The organism is Novosphingobium sp. MD-1, assembly GCF_001014975.1.
Taxonomy (GTDB): Bacteria; Pseudomonadota; Alphaproteobacteria; order Sphingomonadales; family Sphingomonadaceae; genus Novosphingobium.
The window spans coordinates 11,294-26,514 of the sequence record NZ_BBXA01000017.1 but is presented as its reverse complement, the minus strand read 5'-3'; the positions used below and the strand labels follow the sequence as shown (position 1 = coordinate 26,514).

Sequence of the window (15,221 nt, the reverse complement as noted above, 5' to 3'; positions counted from 1 at the left end):
TTTCCCGCCCGCCGCATCGGCCTTTCGCGTTGACAGGCGGGCGACCTTGGACTATCCGCGCCTCTCTTTCCGGGACCCTGCCCACGGTGGGGTGCCGGTGTGTTGCCCGCTATCCGCCGATTCGTGCGGGGTCTGGCGAGCAGACGTGAAGACGGGCAGACTTGAAAGACGGATAGTAGAACCATGTTCGCAATAGTGCGCACGGGCGGCAAGCAGTATCGGGTGGCCGCCGGAGACAAGATCGCGGTCGAGAAGCTGGCGGGTGAAGCCGGCGAAACGATCACCCTCGGTGACGTCCTCCTTGCGGGCAAGGACGGCGAACTGGCTGACGCGGCCAAGATCACGGTTTCGGCCGAGATCATCGCGCAGGCCAAGTCGGAAAAGGTCGTGGTGTTCAAGAAGCGCCGCCGCCACAACTATCGCCGCAAGAACGGTCACCGCCAGCAGCTTACCCTGCTGCGCATCGTGTCCGTGGCCTGATTCGAGATCCGGAGTAAGACGAGATGGCACACAAGAAAGCAGGCGGCTCTTCGCGTAACGGTCGCGATTCGGCTGGTCGCCGCCTTGGCGTGAAGAAGTTCGGCGGTCAGGAAGTGATCGGCGGCAACATTATCATCCGCCAGCGCGGTACCAAGGTGTACCCGGGCGCCAACGTCGGCATCGGCAAGGATCACACCCTGTTCGCGCTGACCGAAGGCCGCGTACGCTTCCACGCCGGCAAACTCGGCCGCAAGTACGTGTCGGTCGATGCCATGGCGGAAGCCGCCGAGTAATCGGATGGTCGATAAAGGGCCATCCTGACGGGATGGCCCCGCCGGTCTTCGCAGAAAGACCGGCCGAACGAGGGAGAGGGGCCGACCCGTCTCCCTTTTTTTGTTTCTCCCTCATCCCGCCGCATCGGAAATTCGGATGACCGCGCGGGTGGCCCATGGCCGCCTGCATGGCGCGATTCCGCATCGTTCCGGCGCAACGCGAAACAATGCTGTCACTTCATGTGCTTAGTGGGCGCGTGAGGGGCGGATGAAGGAGATGTGCCATGTTCATTCGCAGCGAACGCCTGTTCCTGAGGCCAGGCTGGCCCGAGGACTGGGCCGAGCTTCTGGCGCTGATCGACGACGAATCGGTCGTGCGCAATCTTGCTCGCGCGCCCTGGCCTTACAGCCCGGCCGACGCGCGCGCCTTCGCCAGTCAGCCGCAGGCGCGGCGCTACCCGCATTTTTTCGTGACGCTGCCCGGCGCGACCGGGGCAAAGCTGATCGGCTGCGTGGGGCTGGCCGACCAGGACAGCGGGGCCGAACTGGGATACTGGATCGCGCGGCAGCACTGGGGCCGGGGCTATGCGACGGAAGCGGTGCGGGCGGTCCTCGCGCTCGCGCCCACGCTGGGGCACCGCCGGCTTGGCGCGCACCACTTTCTCGATAACCCGGCGTCGGGCCGGGTGCTTGCCAAGGCGGGCTTCGTGCCCACCGGCGATGTCCGTCCCAGGTTCAGCCTTGCGCGGCGCGGGGCGGCGCCATCCGCGGCCTATGTGCTGCACCTTGCCGCGCCGGTGAACGGCGGGAGCGAAGGCGGCGATGCCGGTGATTCTATCGAGGTGATGCGCGCCGCCTAGGGGCAGTGGGATAAGGGCGGATGTGGAAAGCCCACCCCGCTGCGACTAACACCGCCGACGGCGGTGCAAGTCTCGCTCCCCTGCCGCGTGCGGGAGGGGTTGGGGGTGGGCAGCGGCCTTTGCATGCAAAGGATGCAATCGGCAACTCAATACCCGGCGGTGAACCGTGCCCGCGGGTAGCGGTGCTGTTCCAGCTCGTCGACCATGGCGATGGCATAGTCGGCAAAGCTGATCCGGCTCTCGCCCTTGTCGTCGGTCACCAGCTGGTCCTTGCCGCCGCGATAGGTGCCAAGGCGCGGGCCTTCGAAGATGAAGGCGGCGGGCGAGAAGAACGTCCAGTCGATCTCGGTCTCGCCCTTCAGCGCGTCCAGGAAGGCGATCCCGCCCTGCGCCGCGCCTTTCCACGCTTCGGGGAACTCCGGCGTATCGATCAGCCGCACGCCCGGCGCCACTTCCAGGCTGGCCGCGCCGCCCGTAACCAGCAGGCGGCCGACGCCGGCCTGTTTCAGCGCCGAGAGCAGGGTGGCGGCGGAAACGTCGAAGTGGATCGCGCTGATCACCGCGTCGGCGCCCCGGATCAGCGGGGCCAGCGCGGCCGGGTCTGCAGCGTCGCCCGCCTTGGCGGTCACGCCCGGCAGCGCGGGGATCGCTTCGGGCTTGCGCGCGATGGCGATCACCTCGTGGCCGCGCGCGACCAGCTCCTTCACGATTTCCGATCCCGCGCGTCCGCTGGCGCCCAGAACTGCAATGGCCATGGCCTGTCTCCTTGCGTGGTTTCCAATGGATACCAGCTGCGCTATGGAAACTCTCCATGCAAGAACGCACGGATTCCATACCAGGTCACCTCACGGTAACGCTCGCCCCTCGTGGTGATGGGCGGCGCGCCCATGATCGGCGCGGCAATGCCTATGCCGCCGAGTGCCCCACGCGGCAGCTGCTCGATCGCATTGCCGACAAGTGGAGCGTGCTGATCCTGCTGCTGCTGGGCGAGGGGGACTTGCGCTTCAGCGAACTCAAGCGGCGCATCGGCGGGATTTCGCAGAAGATGCTGTCGCAGACGCTGCGCTCGCTGGAGCGCGACGGACTGGTGTTGCGCGCGGTGGAGCCGACGGTGCCGGTCACCGTCACCTACAGCATCGCGCCGCTGGGGCGCGGCCTGATGGCGGCCTGCCGCTCGATGCTTGAATGGGCGGAAACCTGCATGGTCGAAGTCGCCGCCGCGCAGCGCGCCTACGATCTCCGGCGGGAAACGGCCGAAAGCTGAAGCGCCGGTCTATTCCGGCGCATGGCACACCGCTTCCACGTTGACGCCATCGGGATCGAACACGAAGGCCCCGTAGTAGGCGGGATGATAGTGCGGGCGCAGGCCCGGCGCGCCGTTGTCGCGCCCGCCGTGCGCCATGGCTGCCGCATGGAAGGCATCGACCAGAGCGCGCGTGGGCGCGGTGAAGGCGATGTGCACGCCGGAACCATTGGGGCCGCCGCTCGATACCCAGAAGAACGGCTTGCCGTCGCGGCCATAGCCGACGCCTTCGTAGCCGCCGGTTTCCGCTGCGGTCAGTTCCATCATCGGGGTGATGCCCAGCGGCGCCAGCGCGGCGTCATAGAACCGGCGCGAGGCGGCGTAGTCCTTCGCCGCGATGCCGATATGATCGATCATGCCGGTACTCTCCACCCTTGCCGAATCCGCAGCAGCTTAGGCGCGCGGTCCGGCAAGGCAAAGGAGTGGCGTCTCCGTCGTCCCGATTTCAGGCTGCCGAAAGCCGCGCGTCGGGGAATTCGCTGTCGGCCTTGTTGATCAGCTTGCGGTCGTCATGCTGCCAGGGGTGGAAGCCGGGCAGGAAGTAGCTGGCCCAGGCCGGGAAGATGCGGCGCAGCACGCCGGGCTTTCCCAGCAGGTAGGCAGTCAGCCGCCACTTCCACTTCGCCCCGGTCAGGCCGTCCTGCGCCAGCAGGTCCAGCGTGTCTTCCACGCGGTGCGTCAGGAAGTTCTTGGTGATGACCAGCATCATCAGCGACTTGACCTTCCAGCGCTTCCACCGGCTCCAGTCGCGCGTGGCGTGCAGCCAGGTGTCGTAGGCCACGCCCTTGTGCTCGATTTCCTCGATCGCGTGCCAACGCCACATCGCGGCGGTTTCCGGCTCCGCCCCGGCGAAGTGCGCTGGGTTGGCCAGGAACTCGTGCGCCATCATCGCGGTGTAGTGTTCCAGCGCCATGGTCGCGGCCAGGTTCAGGATCACCGGGCGGTCCTTGGTCAGCGCCAGCATTTCCTCCACGCGCCTGTCGATCTTGTCGATGTCGTAGCCGGCTTCGCTGGCCGCGCGGTTGAACACGATGTGTTCGCGGGTGTGGTTGATTTCCTGCTTCACGAAAGCGCGGATCTCCGCCTCCAGCTTGGGTGGAACGCCATCGCGATGGGCCTTCACCGCTTCGATGAAGAAGGCTTCGCCGCGCGGGAAGGTGGCGGACAGCGCGTTGTGCCAGGCGGTGGCGACGGGATCGTTCGCCAGCCACCAGCGGCCGGGCTTCTCGTCCCGCCCGAAGCGCCGGTCGCGCACGGTGATGGTGAGGTCGGAAGGGGTAGGCGCAACCTTGCCCTCGGCAACGGCGCGTTCTACGGCGATGGGATCGGTGATTGCGTTCATGCGGCTCAAGGTATAGTAACTTACATCAATGTCAATAAGGAAGCGTCTCAGCCCCGAGGAAAGCCGCATTGCCGCGCTGGAAGCCGCGCGCGCGCTGCTGATCGAAGCCGGTCCACAGGCGGTCACGCTCAAGGCGGTGGCCGCGCGAATCGGGCGCACGCACGCCAACCTGCTGCATCACTTCGGCTCGGCCTCGGGCTTGCAGAAGGCGCTGGCGGCGCATCTGGCCTCCGCCATCTGCGGCACGATCGCCGAAGCCGTGATCGCCACGCGCTCCGGCGTCGGCTCCCCGCGCGAAGTGGTGGACCTGACCTTCGATGCCTTTGACAAGGAGGGCGCGGGCGCGCTCGCCTCGTGGATGCTGCTTTCGGGCAACGAGGACGCGCTCGATCCGATCGTCGATGCGATCCACGATCTCGTCACCGAACTGAACGAGCCGGAGGCGGCGAAGATGCATGCCACCACGCTCACGCTCACGCTGATGGCGCTGGGGGACGCGCAGATGGGCGGGCCGCTGTCCGCCGCGCTGGGCCTGCCGCGCACCGCCGCGCGCGATCATGCCGAGGCGATGCTGGTCGAGGCGGCCGAACGCGCCGGCATCGTGCAGCAGCAGGGTTAGCGGCGGGTCAGTCTTCCCCGGCCCCTTCCGCTGCCAGCCCCATCCATGCGGGCGCGAGGTCGGCGGGCAGGTCTTCCACGCGCAGGTGGTCCACGGCGAGGCCGAGGTCGGGATAGGCCACGCGCCGCCGGGCTTCGTCCGAGCGGTCCAGCGGCACCACCACCAGCCGGCGGTTCACCTTCTGCCGCCAGTTCATCCGCGCGGTGTTCTCCTGCCCCACGTAGCAGCCCTTGGTGAAGCTCACGCCGTTGAGATCGCCGGCACTGGTTTCCAGCCACAGCGTCTTGTCGCTGCCCAGTTCGTCCGCGCCTTCGGGCACGCCCAGCGCCAGCCGGTGCGCGCGCCACATGGCGTCGGCGGGCTGGTCGGCGGGATCGGCGGGGGCGAGCCAGCGCTGGCCCAGCGCGGCAAGGCGCGGATCGGGGTGCTCGCCCTCTCCCGCACGCCAGTGGACGGCCAGCGCATCGTCGCGCGCGATGGCGATCCTGCGGCGCAGGCGATAGAGCGAAAGCCGCTTCGCCAGCGCCTCGGCCGCGCCGGCCTCGCAGTCGATCAGCAGGTCATCGCCATCGCGCCACACGATGAAGTCGAACAGCGCCTTGCCCTGCGCGGTCAGCAGCCCCGCCCAGACCGGCAACGGCCCGTGCATGTCGCTGGTGACGAGGCCCTGGAGGAAGCCGGCCACGTCCTCGCCCGCCTCCTGCGGGGAAAGGCGGAGCACGGCGCGGTCGAACAGGCGGGTGGCGGTCATGCCCCGAATCTGGAGGCCAGCGCGGGCGGAATCAAGAGGGTGCGGTCGATGCCCACCCCCAGCCCCTCCCGCGTGCGGGAGGGGAGAGCAAGGGATACCCCTCCCGCACGCGGGAGGGGAGAATACGGAAATCCCCTCCCGCGCCCGGCGATTTAGGGCTTGGACTTTCCCTCCGCGCCCGCTCAAATCGCCGCCTGACGAGAGGAAGTCCCGCCATGCCCCGCCCGTTCTCCCGCCCCCTGCTTGCCCTCATCGCCGCCCTTCTGGCCTTTCCCGTTTCCGCGCAGGAAGCCCCGCGCGGCACCTATCTGCTCAAGCCCGACGCGGTGTTCGACGGCACCGGCACGGAACCGCACCGCGGCTGGCAGGTGCTGGTGCGCGGCAACAAGATCGAGGCGGTCGGCCCCGCCATCGCCGCCCCGGCCGACGCGCGGGTGATCGATCTGCCGGGCACCACCCTGCTGCCCGGCCTGATCGAGGGGCATTCGCACTTGTTCCTCCACCCCTACAACGAAACGCCGTGGGACGATCAGGTGCTGCACGAGCCGCTGGCGCTGCGCACCGCGCGCGCCACCGTTTCCGCGCGGGCGACGCTGATGGCTGGCTTCACCACCGTGCGCGATCTCGGCACCGAAGGCGCGGGCTATGCCGATGTCGGGCTGAAGCAGGCGATCGCGCAGGGCATCGTGCCTGGCCCCCGGATGCTGGTGGCCACGCGCGCGCTGGTCGCGCCCGGCGCCTATGGCCCGCGCGGGTTCGAGCCGGGCGTGGCCGTGCCGCTGGGGGCGGAGGAGGCGGACGGGCCGGCGCTCGTCACCGCCGCGCGCCGCCAGATCGGCGCGGGGGCGGACGTGGTGAAGCTCTACGCCGATTACCGCTGGGGCGCGGGCGAGCCGAGCCGGCCGACCTTCACCCAGGCGGAAATGGCGGCGGCGGTGGAGGCCGCGCACAGCGCCGGGCGCAAGGTCGCCGCCCATGCCGGCACGGCGGAAGGGATGCGCCGCGCGGTGCTGGCCGGGGTGGACACCATCGAACATGGCGATGAAGGCACGGCGGAAGTCTTCGCGCTGATGAAGCAGCACGGCACCGGCTATTGCCCCACGCTCGCCGCCACCGACGCGATCGCGCGCTATCGCGGCTGGAACGGGGCGGAGCCGGCGCCGCCCATGGTGCAGGAAGCGCGCACCGCCTTCTCCCGCGCCCGCGCGGCCGGCGTCGCGTTCTGCGTGGGCGGCGATGTCGGCGTCTTCGCCCACGGCGACAACGCGCGCGAGGCGGAACTGATGGCCGCCGCCGGCATGCCCCCCGCGCAAGTGCTGCTTGCCGCGACCGCGGGCAACGCGAAGCTGTTCGGCCTCGACGACCGCCTGGGCACGATCAGGCCCGGCCTGCTGGCGGACCTCGTCGCCGTGGCAGGCGACCCCACCCGCACGATCGCCGCGCTGCGGCAGGTGCGGTTCGTGATGAAGGACGGGGAGGTGTGGAAGGGGGGAAGGTAGCGGCCGGGGTTGAAGTTCTTGGCAATTTTTGCCATATAGTCATCGGAGGTATCGCCCGATGGCTACCATGAATGTTTCCCTGCCCGATCCCATGCGGGACTATGTGCAGAACCGTATCGACAGCGGCCAGTATGCCAGCGTCAGCGACTACGTGCGCGACCTGATCCGGCGCGATCAAAGCGCGATCGTGGATGAAGAGCGCTGGCTGAAGGAACTCGATGCGTCGATCGACGAAAGCCTGCGGGAGATGAAGGCCGGCGGCGGGCACGATCTCGATGACGTGTGCGACGCGATCACGGCCGACATCCGGCAAGCGGCGGGCGGTGAACCGCCCCGATGAAGGTCACGCTGTCCACCAGGGCGAGACATGACCTTGAAGGCATCCGGAACTATATCGAGAAAGACAACCCCGCGCGGGCGATCTCGTTCGTCAACGAATTGCGCGATGCCGCGAAGCGCCTGATCGAAATGCCCCGCGCCTTCCCGCTGGTCCCGCGCTACGAACCGCACGGGATCAGGCGGCGCTCGCACAAGGGCTACGGCATTCTCTATTCGGTCGAGCCGGATCGCATCTTCATCCACCGGATCATCGGGCCGGGGCAGGATTACGACGCCGTCCTGCAGTTGAATTGAGTGCAGGTCTAACCGGCATCCCCACTCTATCGCCTCGATGGCGAGACGGTGGCGATCATGGCCGTCAGCCACCAGAAGGAAGCGGGCTATCCATAGGGATCGACCCATAAGTCCACGTTCAGGACAAGGGAAATCCAGGTGTTTGCTCAAGATTTCTGCTGGACTGCCTGCATGAGCCAACCGACGTACTCGTTCACGTCATGGGTGACGTTTTTGCCCCATGCTCCAGTGAAGGTTGTCGCGTCGGGTTTTACCTGCGTGGCAGCCGCCACCTCGTTACGCAGATAATCCGCATAAGTGGAAAGGTTCTTGAGATCCCCTCCGGTCAGGTTTCCCTGCGCGGTAACAGCAGAATCGACGTCAATCGCCTCGATATTCACCGGCCCGCTCATGTTGGCATAGTACTCGTATCGACTTGCGCGGGCTTCGCTAATCTGTTGTGCGTACAGATCCGGTCTCCAGACAACTTTATTGCCTACCGAATGACCTAAATATGTTCCCTTGCCGGCGCGGTAAGCCTCCATCGATTCAGATGCGCTCAACTTAATCCGATCCGATTCCGCCTCCTCCTTCATTATGTCATCAACAGTAAATTGGCCGTTGGATGAATCCGCGACCTTCTGAGCATAAGCGACTCGATCCGTGTACCGGAGTGACGGTGTAAGTGCCCCAATCGTTGCCAATTTAGCCTCCTGCGGTTACTTTCGATCAAAGTCCGGAACCGGGTTTTCCTGCCTGAAAACGGCTGAAGGGCCATTTTATTAAAAGGAGAAAGAGCCAAACTCGCTCCATCGGTGGAAGTGTAGGCTTATTATTGGCAACCTCCGTGTAGCCGGGCGTATTTTCAGAGCGCGCGCGCATCCGGCCCCGGTTCCAGAACGCCCACCCACACCCCCTCCAACACCCCCTGTCCTAATCCCCCCACCTATGGCAAAGCAGCGCGCATGACGCCGCCTCCCACCCGTTCCGTCCCTCGCCATAAACGCAGCGGCGGGCGGTGGACGGTCTTGCCTTGGACCGTGTCAACTTGTTCAGCTTTGGAGTGCCTTCGATGAACGTCGCCCCCGAACTCGTCCTGTCGAACGGCACGGTCCACACGCCGTCCGGGCCGGTCGTCGCGGATGTCGCGGTGCGGGACGGGAAGATCGTGGGCGTGGGGTCTTATCCGGACGCGGCGGAGCGGATCGATTGCACCGGGCTGGACGTGCTGCCCGGCGTGATCGACAGCCAGGTCCACTTCCGCGAACCGGGGCTGGAGCATAAGGAAGACCTTGAAAGCGGCAGCCGCGCGGCGGTGATGGGCGGGGTGACGGCGGTGTTCGAAATGCCGAACACCAATCCCAACACCGATACCGCCGATCGCGTGGCCGACAAGCTCGCCCGCGCGCACCATCGCATGTGGTGCGACCATGCCTTCTATGTCGGTGCGACGGCGGAGAACGCCGAGCATCTGGGCGAGCTTGAGCGCATTCCCGGCACCGCCGGCGTCAAGATCTTCATGGGCGCCTCCACCGGCAGCCTGCTGGTGTCGGAGGACGCCGATCTCGCCCGCGTGCTCGCCCACGGCAGCCGGCGCGTGGCGATCCATGCCGAGGACGAGGCGCGGATGAACGCGCGCAAGGACCATCGCGTCGAAGGCGATGCTTCCAGCCATCCGGTGTGGCGCGACGATGAAAGCGCGATGCTCGCCACGCAGCGCATCCTGCGGCTGGCGCGCGCGGCGAAGCGGCCGATCCATATCCTGCACGTGACCACGCCGGCCGAACTGGAACTGATCGCGCAGCACCGCGATGTGGCGACGTGCGAGGTCACGCCCCAGCACCTGACGCTGCGCGGGGAGGAGGCCTATCCGCGCCTTGGCACCTGGGCGCAGATGAACCCGCCGATCCGCTCCGGCGCGCATGTCGACGGGCTGTGGCACTGGCTGCGGCAGGGCGTGCCCGACGTGATCGGGTCTGACCATGCGCCGCACACCATCGAGGAGAAGGCCAAGGTCTATCCCGCCAGCCCCAGCGGGATGCCCGGCGTGCAGACGCTGCTGCCGCTGATGCTCGATCACGTCGCCGCCGGGCGGATGACGCTGGCGCGGCTGATCGACATGACCAGCGCGGGGCCGCAGCGCCTGTTCGGCCTGGTTGGCAAGGGCCGCATCGCCACTGGCTATGACGCCGATTTCTCGGTGGTCGATCTCAAGGCGAAGTGGACGGTGACCGAGGACTGGCTGCAAAGCCGCTGCGGCTGGTCGCCCTATACCGGCATGGAGCTGACCGGGCAGGTGGTGGGGACCATCGTGCGCGGGCACCGCGTGATGTGGGAACGCCAGCTTGCCAATGCCGCCACGGGCGAAAAGCTGCGCTTCGCGGCGGCGCTGTAGGGCCGTCTTTGGCATTCCATCGTCATTGCGAGCGCAGCGAAGCAATCCAGAGTCCAGCGTGGGTCGCTCTGGATTGCCGCGGGGCTTCGCCCCTCGCAATGACGAGGCATGGCGATGGTGTCAGGCTCTGACGGGAGTTCAGGCTGGCGCGCGCTGGCGGCGGCGCAGCATGTCCCAGCTGAACAGCGCGATCGCGGTCCAGATCAGCACGAAGCAGGCGAGGCGCACGGGATCGAGCGGCTCTCCGAACACGAAGATGCCCAGCAGGAACGCCAGCGTGGGCGAAATGAACTGGACGAAGCCCAGCGTCGAAAGATCCAGCTGCCGCGCCGCCACCGCAAACAGCAGCAGCGGCGCCGCCGTCACCAGGCCCGAGGCGAACAGGCCGATGGTGGTGCCGGCATCGAGGCCCAGGCTCGATCCTGCGGGGCTGCGCGCCTGCCACGCCACCAGGACGATGGCCGGCAGGTAAAGCAGCGAGGTTTCGATCGTAAGCCCGGGCACCGAGCCGACCGGGGTCAGCTTGCGCACGAATCCGTAGAGGCCGAAACTGACGGCGAGCGCGAGGGCGATGCCCAGCATCTCGATCGCTCCGGCCAGCAGCAACGCGATGCCAAGCCCGGCAATGGCCACGGCGGTCCACTGCGTACGCGTCAGCCGCTCGCCCAGCAGGATCGTGCCCAGCAGCACGCTAAGCAGCGGGTTGATGTAGTAGCCAAGGCTGGCGGCAAGCACGTGGCCACTGTTGATGGCGATCACATAGAGCAGCCAGTTCGCGCCGATCAGCAGCGCGCTGGCGCACAGGCGCAGCAGGACCGTGCGGTCGGCCAGCGCCGCGCGGACGTCCGCCGCCTGTCCGCGTGCGGCCACGATCGCAAGGCACAGCGGCAGCGTGAACAGCACGCGCCAGCCCACCAGCTCGATCGCGGGCACGTGGCGCAGCGCATGGAAGAACAGCGGCAGAAAACCCCACAGCACATAGGCGGCAACCGCGGTCATCAGGCCGGCGCGGTGGTGGGAGTTAGACGGGGGCATACAGTGCCTCTCGCATTGGCGAGCGCGCCGGCCAAGCACAAAATATTCAACGGCTTGCCGATGTGACGGTTCGTTTCATCCTGTTTCACGAAGTCTGACGGAACGGTTGCCCGCTATTCAGGTCCGTATCGGTACCGAATTTTGCAACGGCCGCGCGGGTCCTATTCGCGAAAGGCCGCACGAACAGGAGACCGGACATGAGAATCATCACCCGGGCGGCGATCGCCGCCGCCCTCTCCGCCGCCACCCTCGCGCTTGCCGCGCCGGCTTCGGCCACGGTGACGGCGGCTCCCGCAACGCCCGTGGCATCGGTGGCGGATGCGCTGGGTGAAGGCTGGAATCACCGAGATCGCGGCTGGCATGAAGGCTGGCGTGGTGGGGATCGCGGCTATTACCGTGATGCCGGCCGGCGCGATTACTACCGCGGCCCATCGTGGCGCGGGCGTGATGGACGCTATTACTGCCGCCGTTCGGACGGCACCACCGGCCTGCTTATCGGCGGCGCGGCGGGCGCGCTGATCGGGCGCGGCATTGCCGGGCGCGGGGATCGCACCGTGGGCACCGTGCTCGGCCTCGCCGGTGGCGCGCTGCTGGGGCGCGAGATCGACCGCAGCGGATCGCGCTGCCGCTGAAATCCTGCCGCCCTTCGGGTCGCACCATGGGCAGAGCAGGGGCGCTCCGGCGAATGGCCGGGGCGCCCTTTCGCGTTCCGGCGAACGCTTCCTTAACCATGGCGGGGGCAAGGCGGGGGCATGGTTCGTCCCTTGCCGGTCATCGCGCTGCTCGCCGCGCCGTTCGCGCTTGCCGCCTGCGCGCAGGACGATGGCCCGCGCCGTGCGGACGCCGACGATCCGGTCATGGCGCAGGCGCTGGAAGGCCAGTTGATGGTGGACCCCGACCTTTCGCAGCGGAACCTGCGCAACCAGGCCGTCGTTCCCGGTGGCCCGGTCGATACCGCTCTGGTGCAGTTCGACCGGCACGATTGAGCGCCAGCCGCTGTCCGGCTTCAGTTGTCGCGCAGGCCCACGCCCATGCCGGCGCGCGGTTGCTCCATCTCCGCGGACGCCACGGGATAGGCGCAATAGTCCGCCGCGTAATAGGCGCTCGGGCGATGGTTGCCGGACAGTCCGACCCCGCCCATCGGCGCCGATAGCGAAGTGCCGTTGGTCGGGCGGTTCCAGTTGATCACGCCGGCGCGGACATTGGCCCAGAACTGGTTGTATTCCTCGGGCGATCCGCCGACGAGCGCGGCCGTCAGGCCAAAGCGCGTGCGGTTCGCTTCCGCGATCGCCTGGTCGAAATCGTCGACCCGGATCACCTGCAGCAGTGGCCCGAACAGTTCGACATCGGGCCGCTCGGCCATGTCGGTCACGTCGATCATGGCCGGCGACAGGAACGGCAGGCCTTCGCGCAGCCGCCGCATGTGCAGGATCGGCCGCCCGCCGTTCGACAGCAGATAGACGAAACTTTCGGTCAGCCCGTCGGCGGCCTCGTTGTCGATGACCGGTCCCATGAACGGTTGCGGTTCATCGAACGGCGCGCCGACGATCAGCCGGCTGCCCAGACGCTTCATCTCGTCGATCAGCGGTTCGTACAGCGAACCTTGCACGATCAGCCGGCGGGCCGAGGTGCAGCGCTGGCCCGAAGTAGCGAAGGCGGACTGGATCGCAAGCACTGCCGCATCGCTGATCTTGGGCGTGTTCCACACCACCATCGGGTTGTTCCCGCCCATTTCGAGCGCAAGCATTTTGCCCGGGTTGCCGGCCAGACGCCGGTTTATGGCGATGCCGGTGTGCGCGGAGCCGGTGAACAGCACCCCATCCACGCCATCGTGTTCGGCCAGCGCCCGGCCCTGATCCGGGCCGCCGATCAGCAGTTGCACCACATTGGCGGGAATGCCGGCGCGGTGGAAGCACTGCACCAGCAGTTCGCCCGTGGCCGGCGCCTTTTCCGATGGCTTGAACACTACCGCATTGCCCGCGATCAGCGCGGGAATGATATGGGCATTGGGCAGGTGCGCCGGAAGATTGTAGGGGCCCAGCACCGCCATCACCCCGTGCGGCTTGTGGCGCAGCGCGGCGGTGCCTTGCAGCGCGCTGTCGAACTTCCGCTGGGCGGACCGTTCGGCATAGGCGCGAACCGAGATGTCGACCTTGGCGACGACCTTTTCGACCTCGGCGCGGGCTTCCCACAGCGGCTTGCCGGTTTCGCGCGCGATCAGCGCTGCCAGGTTCTCCTGCTCCTTGCGGACTTCGTTGGCGAATCGCCGGCACAGTTCCACGCGATTGGAAAGCGACTGGGCGGCCCATGTGGACCACGCCTGCCGCGCCCGATCGACGGCCGCGTCCACATCACCCACCGGCCCGCGCCACAGTTCGGCGCCGGTCGCGGGCTCGCAGGAGACGATCTCGGCATCGTTGCCGGAAGGAGCGGTCATCGGTTCATTCGCTTTTGCTTTATCGGCAACGCCCTAGCAGGAAATTGGTTACCATATTTTCAAGCCGGTCAAGCATGACCGCGCGGGGCCGGGGCGGCGCCCAGCGCTTCCCCCATGCGCCGGACGGCGGCGACCTTGGCGTGCAATGCCGTCCAGTCATCCTTTTCGGCGATCGGTTCCCAGATCGCTTCCACTTCGTCGATCAGCATCGATTGCGGGGCTTCGTCGGACCAGTAGGGGTGATCGTCGACCGTCGACCGGTATGGGCCAAGCGTCTCCTTCAGCGCCGCGCCCGCATCGTCGTCCGCAAACGGGCCACGCCCGCCGCGATGGGCGAAGAAGAAGGCGTCCGGCCCGATCCCCTGCGCCACCATCGCGGCTTCGCAGGCGCCGATCAGCGCGCTGTCTTCCTCCAGCCCGCGCGGCTCCACGCCAAGCCGCCAGCACCAGCGCCGTGCCATCGCCTGCTGGTAAAGATCGGGAAAGCGGTTCAGCGCCGCTATCAGCGGCGGGGCTTCCGAAAGCAGGCGCAGCGCGACGGCAAGCTGCCCGCAGTTCCAGTGGATCGCCTCGGGCTGGCGGCCGAAGGCGTAGAGACCCGAGTGATCGAAATAGGCGGCGGTGAACGCGGGATTCCACGTGGGTAGCCAGCGCCAGGGACCATAGTCGAAGCTCTCTCCGGTCACGTTCATGTTGTCGGTGTTCAGCACGCCATGGACGAAGCCGGCGACCATGTAGCTCGCCGCCATGTCGGCCATGCGTTCGACCACCTGGTGCAGCAGCCGTGCCGCCTTGTTGTCCGGCTCGGGCGCGTCGGGGGGAAGGGCGGGGCCGGGAAAGCTGGCCAGGCAGTAATCGACGAGCTGTTCCATCTCGGCGGGCGCATCCAGCATCCCCAGCCGCTGGAACGTGCCGATGCGGATATGGCTGTGGCTGAGCCGGACCAGCACCGCGGCGCGAGTGGGGGAAGGCTCATCGCCGCGCCATAGCGATTCGCCGGTTTCGATCACGGAGAAGGTCCGGCTGGTATTGACGCCCAGCGCTTCGAGCATTTCCGTCGCCAGCGTCTCGCGCATCGCGCCTTTCAGCGTGAGGCGACCATCGCCTTGCCGGCTCCATGGCGTTTGCCCCGAACCCTTGGTGCCAAGGTCCATCAGCCGGCCGCGCCCGTCGCGCATCTGCGCGAACAGGAAGCCGCGCCCGTCCCCCAGTTCGGGGTTGTACACGCGGAACTGGTGACCGTGGTACCGTAGCGCCAGGGGCTGCGGAAGATTGCCGGGCAATGGCGCGAAGCGGCCGAAATGCGCGATCCATGCCGTGTCGTCGAGACCGGCCAGGCCTACCTCCCGCGCTGCGCGATCGTTGCGGAACCGCAGGGTGGTCCCGGGGAAGTCTGCCGGCGCCACCGGATCGCCGAGCCAGTCGGCCAGCGACAGGATATGGGGATCAGGGATGTAGATCGCGTCTTGCGGGTTGGATTGCATCAAGCGATAGTGGTCGCTGGGCGATCCGCAGGCAAGCGGGTCTGCTTGCGGATGCGGGATATTGGGCGCGGATACGGGATAATGGTGTTTGAGCCGGGCGGATGTTCGGCTTATGGCGCGGATCGCGTGGGG

General features: G+C 67.3%; 19 protein-coding genes. 11 read left to right on the top strand and 8 right to left on the bottom strand.

The window, feature by feature from the left end:
* Window positions 1-183: 183 nt before the first annotated feature.
* From rplU to NMD1_RS04155, 3 genes are all read left to right on the top strand, one after another.
* Window positions 184-480 (top strand): 50S ribosomal protein L21, encoded by a 297-nt coding sequence (gene rplU / locus NMD1_RS04165; protein ID WP_124810906.1) that lies wholly within the window; start codon window positions 184-186, stop codon window positions 478-480.
* Window positions 481-503: 23 nt separating this feature from the next.
* Window positions 504-773: a 50S ribosomal protein L27 gene (rpmA, locus tag NMD1_RS04160; protein WP_124810905.1), complete on the top strand. Its 270-nt coding sequence runs from the start codon at window positions 504-506 to the stop codon at window positions 771-773.
* Window positions 774-1,036: 263 nt separating this feature from the next.
* A complete protein-coding gene (locus tag NMD1_RS04155; protein ID WP_125953830.1) occupies window positions 1,037-1,612 on the top strand; it encodes a GNAT family N-acetyltransferase in 576 nt (191 codons plus the stop codon).
* Between the two features lie 146 nt (window positions 1,613-1,758).
* Here the strand turns inward: NMD1_RS04155 and NMD1_RS04150 are convergent, their stop codons facing one another.
* Window positions 1,759-2,367, bottom strand: coding sequence for an NAD(P)-dependent oxidoreductase (locus tag NMD1_RS04150; protein ID WP_124810903.1), 609 nt, complete (start codon window positions 2,365-2,367; stop codon window positions 1,759-1,761).
* A 56-nt stretch (window positions 2,368-2,423) separates the two neighbouring features.
* Between NMD1_RS04150 and NMD1_RS04145 the strand changes: the two genes are divergently transcribed.
* Window positions 2,424-2,876 (top strand): helix-turn-helix domain-containing protein, encoded by a 453-nt coding sequence (locus NMD1_RS04145; RefSeq protein WP_125953829.1) that lies wholly within the window; start codon window positions 2,424-2,426, stop codon window positions 2,874-2,876.
* Window positions 2,877-2,885: 9 nt separating this feature from the next.
* On the opposite strand, the gene NMD1_RS04140 is transcribed toward NMD1_RS04145, so the two are convergent.
* Window positions 2,886-3,272 (bottom strand): VOC family protein, encoded by a 387-nt coding sequence (locus NMD1_RS04140; protein WP_125953828.1) that lies wholly within the window; start codon window positions 3,270-3,272, stop codon window positions 2,886-2,888.
* Between the two features lie 88 nt (window positions 3,273-3,360).
* A complete protein-coding gene (locus NMD1_RS04135) occupies window positions 3,361-4,257 on the bottom strand; it encodes a metal-dependent hydrolase (protein WP_125953827.1) in 897 nt (298 codons plus the stop codon).
* A 28-nt stretch (window positions 4,258-4,285) separates the two neighbouring features.
* Between NMD1_RS04135 and NMD1_RS04130 the strand changes: the two genes are divergently transcribed.
* Window positions 4,286-4,876, top strand: coding sequence for a TetR family transcriptional regulator (locus tag NMD1_RS04130; protein ID WP_125953826.1), 591 nt, complete (start codon window positions 4,286-4,288; stop codon window positions 4,874-4,876).
* A 7-nt stretch (window positions 4,877-4,883) separates the two neighbouring features.
* On the opposite strand, the gene NMD1_RS04125 is transcribed toward NMD1_RS04130, so the two are convergent.
* On the bottom strand, window positions 4,884-5,627 hold the full coding sequence (locus tag NMD1_RS04125; protein ID WP_125953825.1) for a folate-binding protein YgfZ: 744 nt from the start codon (window positions 5,625-5,627) through the stop codon (window positions 4,884-4,886).
* A gap of 215 nt (window positions 5,628-5,842) precedes the next feature.
* Between NMD1_RS04125 and NMD1_RS04120 the strand changes: the two genes are divergently transcribed.
* Genes NMD1_RS04120 through NMD1_RS04110 form a run of 3 tightly spaced genes read left to right on the top strand, consistent with a single transcriptional unit; the run spans window position 5,843 to window position 7,759 of the window.
* Window positions 5,843-7,126 carry an amidohydrolase family protein gene (locus tag NMD1_RS04120; protein ID WP_125953824.1) on the top strand — a complete coding sequence of 428 codons (1,284 nt, stop codon included), beginning with the start codon at window positions 5,843-5,845 and terminating at the stop codon, window positions 7,124-7,126.
* A 58-nt stretch (window positions 7,127-7,184) separates the two neighbouring features.
* Entirely contained in the window at window positions 7,185-7,466 is a 282-nt protein-coding gene (locus NMD1_RS04115; protein ID WP_125953823.1) for a type II toxin-antitoxin system ParD family antitoxin, read from the top strand.
* Complete coding sequence (locus NMD1_RS04110; protein ID WP_125953822.1) at window positions 7,463-7,759, top strand: type II toxin-antitoxin system RelE/ParE family toxin; 297 nt, start codon at window positions 7,463-7,465, stop codon at window positions 7,757-7,759. Before NMD1_RS04115 ends, NMD1_RS04110 begins: the two co-directional genes overlap by 4 nt.
* 146 nt (window positions 7,760-7,905) lie before the next feature.
* Here NMD1_RS04110 and NMD1_RS04105 read toward each other — a convergent pair whose 3' ends face one another.
* Window positions 7,906-8,442, bottom strand: a complete 537-nt coding sequence (locus NMD1_RS04105) for a hypothetical protein (protein WP_125953821.1) — start codon at window positions 8,440-8,442, stop codon at window positions 7,906-7,908.
* Window positions 8,443-8,810: 368 nt separating this feature from the next.
* Between NMD1_RS04105 and NMD1_RS04100 the strand changes: the two genes are divergently transcribed.
* The gene (locus NMD1_RS04100; protein WP_124811196.1) at window positions 8,811-10,133 is read left to right on the top strand and encodes a dihydroorotase; all 1,323 of its coding nucleotides are present in this window, start codon (window positions 8,811-8,813) and stop codon (window positions 10,131-10,133) included.
* Window positions 10,134-10,271: 138 nt separating this feature from the next.
* Here NMD1_RS04100 and rarD read toward each other — a convergent pair whose 3' ends face one another.
* Window positions 10,272-11,168, bottom strand: a complete 897-nt coding sequence (gene rarD, locus NMD1_RS04095; RefSeq protein WP_124811195.1) for an EamA family transporter RarD — start codon at window positions 11,166-11,168, stop codon at window positions 10,272-10,274.
* Window positions 11,169-11,365: 197 nt separating this feature from the next.
* Between rarD and NMD1_RS04090 the strand changes: the two genes are divergently transcribed.
* Together NMD1_RS04090 and NMD1_RS04085 are read left to right on the top strand one after the other, a co-directional pair.
* A complete protein-coding gene (locus NMD1_RS04090) occupies window positions 11,366-11,800 on the top strand; it encodes a glycine zipper 2TM domain-containing protein (protein ID WP_199558065.1) in 435 nt (144 codons plus the stop codon).
* Window positions 11,801-11,920: 120 nt separating this feature from the next.
* A complete protein-coding gene (locus NMD1_RS04085; protein WP_125953820.1) occupies window positions 11,921-12,154 on the top strand; it encodes a hypothetical protein in 234 nt (77 codons plus the stop codon).
* A 20-nt stretch (window positions 12,155-12,174) separates the two neighbouring features.
* Here the strand turns inward: NMD1_RS04085 and astD are convergent, their stop codons facing one another.
* Window positions 12,175-13,605 (bottom strand): succinylglutamate-semialdehyde dehydrogenase, encoded by a 1,431-nt coding sequence (astD, locus tag NMD1_RS04080; protein ID WP_125953819.1) that lies wholly within the window; start codon window positions 13,603-13,605, stop codon window positions 12,175-12,177.
* A gap of 68 nt (window positions 13,606-13,673) precedes the next feature.
* Window positions 13,674-15,089 (bottom strand): protein adenylyltransferase SelO, encoded by a 1,416-nt coding sequence (locus NMD1_RS04075; protein WP_125953833.1) that lies wholly within the window; start codon window positions 15,087-15,089, stop codon window positions 13,674-13,676.
* Window positions 15,090-15,221 lie beyond the last annotated feature (132 nt).